This window comes from Craterilacuibacter sp., from assembly GCF_051659485.1.
GTDB lineage: Bacteria > Pseudomonadota > Gammaproteobacteria > Burkholderiales > Chromobacteriaceae > Craterilacuibacter.
The window spans coordinates 1-5,160 of sequence record NZ_JBOFOO010000117.1 but is presented as its reverse complement, the minus strand read 5'-3'; the positions used below and the strand labels follow the sequence as shown (position 1 = coordinate 5,160).

General features: G+C 58.8%; 6 protein-coding genes. 2 read left to right on the top strand and 4 right to left on the bottom strand.

The annotated features are described in order from the left end of the window. On the bottom strand, nt 1–358 hold a 358-nt coding region (locus ACRC1E_RS04115), incomplete at its 3' end, for a CoA transferase subunit A (RefSeq protein WP_438513842.1). Then, the gene (locus ACRC1E_RS04110; protein WP_438513841.1) at nt 355–1,263 is read right to left on the bottom strand and encodes a VOC family protein; all 909 of its coding nucleotides are present in this window, start codon (nt 1,261–1,263) and stop codon (nt 355–357) included. The genes ACRC1E_RS04110 and ACRC1E_RS04115, both read right to left, overlap by 4 nt. 253 nt (nt 1,264–1,516) lie before the next feature. On the opposite strand from ACRC1E_RS04110, the gene ACRC1E_RS04105 reads away from it, so the two are divergent. Continuing rightward, a complete protein-coding gene (locus ACRC1E_RS04105; protein ID WP_438513840.1) occupies nt 1,517–2,170 on the top strand; it encodes a DsbA family protein in 654 nt (217 codons plus the stop codon). A gap of 8 nt (nt 2,171–2,178) precedes the next feature. Here ACRC1E_RS04105 and ACRC1E_RS04100 read toward each other — a convergent pair whose 3' ends face one another. Next, nucleotides 2,179–2,748, bottom strand: a complete 570-nt coding sequence (locus ACRC1E_RS04100; RefSeq protein WP_438513839.1) for a flavodoxin family protein — start codon at nt 2,746–2,748, stop codon at nt 2,179–2,181. Nucleotides 2,749–2,912: 164 nt separating this feature from the next. On the opposite strand from ACRC1E_RS04100, the gene ACRC1E_RS04095 reads away from it, so the two are divergent. Continuing rightward, a complete protein-coding gene (locus ACRC1E_RS04095; protein WP_438513838.1) occupies nt 2,913–3,560 on the top strand; it encodes a Clp protease ClpP in 648 nt (215 codons plus the stop codon). Between the two features lie 11 nt (nt 3,561–3,571). Here ACRC1E_RS04095 and recJ read toward each other — a convergent pair. Next, a partial coding sequence (gene recJ, locus ACRC1E_RS04090) for a single-stranded-DNA-specific exonuclease RecJ (RefSeq protein ID WP_438513837.1) occupies nt 3,572–5,160 on the bottom strand: 1,589 nt, incomplete at its 5' end.

The following is a 5,160-nucleotide window of genomic DNA, read 5'->3' as shown; positions in this document are numbered from 1 at the left end:
GCGTGGGCAGAAAAGGCAGGCGCATGCCGGCCGCGCGCAAGCCCCACTCCAGCATGCCCTCGTCCAGTTCCATCAGTTCCAGCGTGCCTGCCTCGCGCGCCTTGCGATAAAAGGGCTCCAGCGGAATCGCATCCATGGTCACAAAGCCGAACACCAGCTTTTTTACCTTGCCGGCGGCGCACAGCATGCCGACCTCGGGGCCGCCATAGGCCACCACAGTCAGGTCGGTCACATCCGAGCGCAGGATCTCGCGCACGATGGCCATCGGCTTGCGCCGTGGACCCCAGCCGCCGATGCCGACCGTCATGCCGGACTTAATCCGGCCCGCCACTGCGGCGAGCGTCATTTCCTTGTTCATACCGCGTCCTTTTTTTCGTTGAAGCCGACGCTGAAGTCGTGGCCCCAGATGCTGACCTCTGTCGCTTCGAATGCCGTATGTTTTTCCCAGTCGCACACCAGACCGCCAAAGCCGTACTCCAGCGCGAAGGTCGACGGCGTCTGCATATAGAAGGAGGTCATGTGGTCGTTCAGATGCTGGCCCAGCGTCGCCATCTGCTTGATGCCGTTTGCCTGCATGCGGTCGTGGCCGCGGCCGACATCGGTCATGTCCGGTACTTCCAGCATGATATGCACGCAGCCCTCGGGCGACGGAAAGCCGGCCAGCGCCAAGCTATGATGGCGGCCATTGGCGCAGTGCAGAAAATGGATAGGGATGGCAGGCACAGAGGGATCGGGGCGGAAATTGAAAATATCCGATACGCCAAAGCCCAGCACTTTGGTAAAGAATTCCAGCGTAGCGTCAAAATTGAGTGCCGGCAGCACGGTGTGCCCCAGCCCCATCTCGCCGGTGACAAAACGGGAAACGCCCTGCGGCGAGGCGAAGGCCCGCGCATCCAGCTGCGGTCCCCAGAAAAACTCATGCCGGTTGCCGGACGGGTCGCTGGCACGCAGCAGGCCGTTCACCTGACGCGAGGCGCAAGCGGCCGCGTCGGCCAGCTCGAAAACAACACCGGCGCGGTCAAGCTGCAACTGCAAACCCTGAAACGCATCGCGTCCGGACAGCTCCCAGCCCGAGGCCAGATAGCGGTCTTCGCTGCCTGGCTCGACCAGAATGCGGTACGGACGCTCGTCGACCTTGACGAGCACCACGCCATCGGCACGGCTCTTGGCCATGGCACCCAATACCTCGTGCGCGTATTGCACCCAGCGCGCCGGTTCGCGGCACTGAGCCACCACATAGGCCAAAGACCTGATTTCCACCATCACTGCCTCCTCTGTGCCGCCATCGCCCTTGCGGGTATGGCACTGAGTTTGCTGCCGAGGGGCAAGCCGGACATCGTCCATCCGGACGGTTTGAAGGTCAATTCCAGCGGGGTGGAAGCCTGATGGGGCGGCCTTTTGAACCTTCAGGTTTACTGACAGCTCGAATTTCGTTTAAACCCGAGCTTTAATACAAGGGCAGCGTCTGCCTGTATAACAGCGCACACGCCCCGTAGATCACAACAGGAAAACCACTATGAAACGCCGGACTGTACTTGCCGGTTTAAGCCTGATGCCTTTGCTGGCACACAGCAAAATCCTGCCTGATCTGGAACAAATTGCCGAAAACAACCGTGCCAGACAGCGTCAGGAACTGGGTTTGCTGGCACGCCAGCGCCCTGAATGGGTCTACAACAATCGTGCAGACCCTTTTCTGGGGGATGCCACAGCCAGCCAGATCGTCATTTATTTTACCGACTTCAACTGCCCTTACTGCCGGCGCATGGATGTGGTGATAGAGCGTGTGGCACAAGAGCAGCCGGATCTGAAATTTGTATTCAAGCTACTGACTTTGTTTGATGCCAGCTCGGAGCCCGCCGCCTTGCTCGCCCTGAATGTCTGGCAAGCAAAACGCGCGCACTACTGGGATGTGCACCAGGCATTGATGCAGGGAAAACTGCCGCTGGATCAGGATGCCATCGCCAAGACGGCACGCGCGCACGGCAGCGGCACGCTGTTGATGCCGAGCAAGGCGGCGCAACAGGCTCTGGCCGATAATCAGGATCTGGCCGACAAGCTCAAGGTATTTTCTACCCCGTGCATGCTGATCGGCGACCGGCTGCTGAGTGGGACCACCGATTCAGCGACGCTTAAGCGCACCTTGCGCGAAGCACGCAAGGTGCGCGGCTAAGACCGGCTTTACCAGCGTTTAGCCGCTTCGGCGATGCGCACACCAAACTGCCGTCCTGTTTCCAGGTCCCCCGGCAGCGGGCCTTCATCCGGTGTCGAGTCGGCAGGCGACTGCCCGAATACGCCGGTGAATCCGCCCAGATAATTGACGTCATTGCGTTGCGACGACTTTTTGTTGGCCGGCAACAGGCCGGTGCCTATCCATAACATGCCATGCTGCATGGCAAGCGTCATGAAATACTGCACAGTCACATACTTGTCGCCATTGATGGTCGCCGAATTGGTAAACCCGGCCGCCAGCTTGTCTTTCCATGCTTGAGCCGACCAGCGGCGCGAGCTGGTCTCGGCAAACTTTTTTATCTGCCAGGATGGCCCACCCATATAGGTCGGCGAACCAAACACGATGGCCTCGGCCTGATCCAGGCGCTGCCAGTCTTCGTCGGACAGATTCCCTTCGCTATCAATGGCAAGCAAGCAGGCTTCGACATCCGCCACCGCCGCCGCCCCCTCCCGAATCGCCAGTGCCAGACGCGCCGTATGGCCATAGCCACTGTGATAGACAACAACAACTTTATGCATGGCCGCATTCCTCATGACTGGATGAGTTATCAGGCTAGACTAAAGACCTGTGTAATGTTCGAAGCGCTTCATCAAAAGTCGCGCCATCACAGCCGGCTGAATAGATTGAAGAGCGGCTCAAGCCGCTGCTGCCCTGTCTGTCGGCGGGCCAAACCGGAGGTCTTATGCCAAGAAAACGCCCAGCTCCTGCCCCTGCGCCGGATGAGATTGATGACGAGCCGGCCAGCATTCAATCGACGGCGTATCAACGCTTTGAAAGTCAGGTGACGTTACGGCAGATTTCCTACTATCTGTCCGGAGAAATCGTCGAACCGCATCACTACAGCGAGATGTTCTATGCCCTCAGGACCGCAGGCGAAAATGATGTCATTTTCCTGCACCTGAATACCCCGGGCGGCGATTTTGACACCGGCCTGCAAATCATCAACAACCTGCTGGCAACCCGTGCCCGTGTCGTCACCATTCTGGAGGCAAGAGCCTATTCGATGGGCGCTTTATTGTTTTTGGTCGGAGACGAGCTGATCGTGCACGACAATTGCCAACTGATGTTTCACAACTACACGTCGGCCCTGATCGGCAAGGGTAATGAACAGCAGGCGCAAGTATTCGCCATCGGCAAGTGGTTCGAGAAAGTCATGCAAAATATCTGCAAACCGTTCTTGACGCCGGACGAGTTGGCGCGCATTTTGCGCGGAGAGGATATCTGGATGGAGTCGGACGAGATCCGGCGGCGTTTAAGCCGCATTGCCCAAAGCGAGAAGCTGCTCGGCGCCAAGGGCAAGGCAACACGCAAGGCGTTGCCCCCGGGCTGAGCACGCAGGCATCAGGCGATATGTTCCAGATAGATTTGCAGCTCTTTTCTGCCCTGCCATTCGTTGGCTACGATTTGGTACACCGCTTCAACTTCATCCGCCAGCCAGTCGGCATGGTTGAAATACATGGCATCAAACTCGCTGCCTTCTTTCCACAACCTCAATTTCAGATGCTTGTTTCCCACCAGGCGCTGGCTCAGCACCCGAAAACGGTCGCAAAAAGTCGGCGCAGGGAAGCCCTGCCCCCAAACCAGCGCCCCCAGTTGATCGGCAAATGCCAGATCCAGACAGGCTAAGGGTAAGGCGCCATCGGTCTCTATCAGGCGTGTCAGTTGCGATTCATCCAGTAATTCATGTGCCACCGCCTCGAACGCCGTACTGAATTCATCCAGTCGTGCCGCGTTCAGGCTCAGCCCGGCCGCCATGGCGTGGCCGCCGAATTTGAGGATCAAGCCGGGATGGCGCTTAAAGACCAGATCCAGCGCGTCGCGCAGGTGAAAACCTTGAATCGAGCGGCCAGAGCCCTTGATCTGTCCCTCGTCACCCGGTGCAAAGATGATGGTAGGCCGGTGAAAACGCTCTTTCAGGCGCGAGGCCACGATGCCGACCACCCCCTGATGCCAGTCATCGCGATACAGTGTCAGTGTATAGCGGTCGGCAGGGTCCACCGCCGACAAGCCGGCCAGCGCCTCTTCCTGCATGCCGCTTTCTATACTGCGCCGTTCGCGGTTGAGCCTGTCAAGATCGGCAGCCAGTTGTGTAGCCTGCTCTTCGTTTTCACACAGCAAGCAAGCAATACCGATGCTCATATCGTCCAGACGACCGGCAGCATTCAGTCGCGGGCCTAGCGTAAAGCCCAGATCGAAGGTATTGGCCTTGTGTGCGGCACGCCCCGCGACACGGAACAAGGCGGCAATGCCTGGCGCCATCTTGCCGGCACGCATGCGCCGGATACCGTTCTCGACCAGAATGCGGTTGTTTTGATCCAGTCTCACCACATCGGACACGGTGCCCAGCGCAACATAATCGAGCAACTCGGCCAGATTGGGCTCCTTGCGCCCGGCAAAATCACCGCGCTCGCGCATGCGGGCCCGCAAGGCCATCAGGACATAAAACATCACCCCGACCCCGGCCAGATTTTTGGATGGAAAACCGCAGCCCGGCTGGTTCGGGTTGACGATCAGCGCGTCAGGCAAAGTGTCGCCCGGCAGGTGGTGATCGGTCACCAGCACCTCGATACCCCGCTTCTTGGCTTCATTGACCCCGTCGACACTGGCGATGCCATTATCCACGGTGATAATGATATCGGGCTCAAGTCCCGCAGCCAGTGCCACAATTTCAGGCGACAGCCCGTAACCATATTCAAAACGGTTGGGCACGATAAAATCAATCACCGCCCCCAGCGCCGACAAGCCTTTAACCGCCACCGCGCATGCGCTTGCGCCATCCGCATCGTAGTCCGCCACCACCAGGAGTTTTTCACCTGCCGCGATGGCATCGGCCAGGCGCTCGGCCATCGCATCGATATTTTTGAGCAGCTGGTAAGGTAGTAGCGCTTTCAGGCTGTAATCCAGCTGATCGGCGCCGGTGATGCCGCGAG

Coding starts and splice junctions, on each gene's coding strand:
- ACRC1E_RS04110 (WP_438513841.1), bottom strand. CDS start 1,263: ATGGTGGAAATCAGGTCTTTGGCCTATGTGGTGGCTCAGTGCCGCGAA.
- ACRC1E_RS04105 (WP_438513840.1), top strand. CDS start 1,517: ATGAAACGCCGGACTGTACTTGCCGGTTTAAGCCTGATGCCTTTGCTG.
- ACRC1E_RS04100 (WP_438513839.1), bottom strand. CDS start 2,748: ATGCATAAAGTTGTTGTTGTCTATCACAGTGGCTATGGCCATACGGCG.
- ACRC1E_RS04095 (WP_438513838.1), top strand. CDS start 2,913: ATGCCAAGAAAACGCCCAGCTCCTGCCCCTGCGCCGGATGAGATTGAT.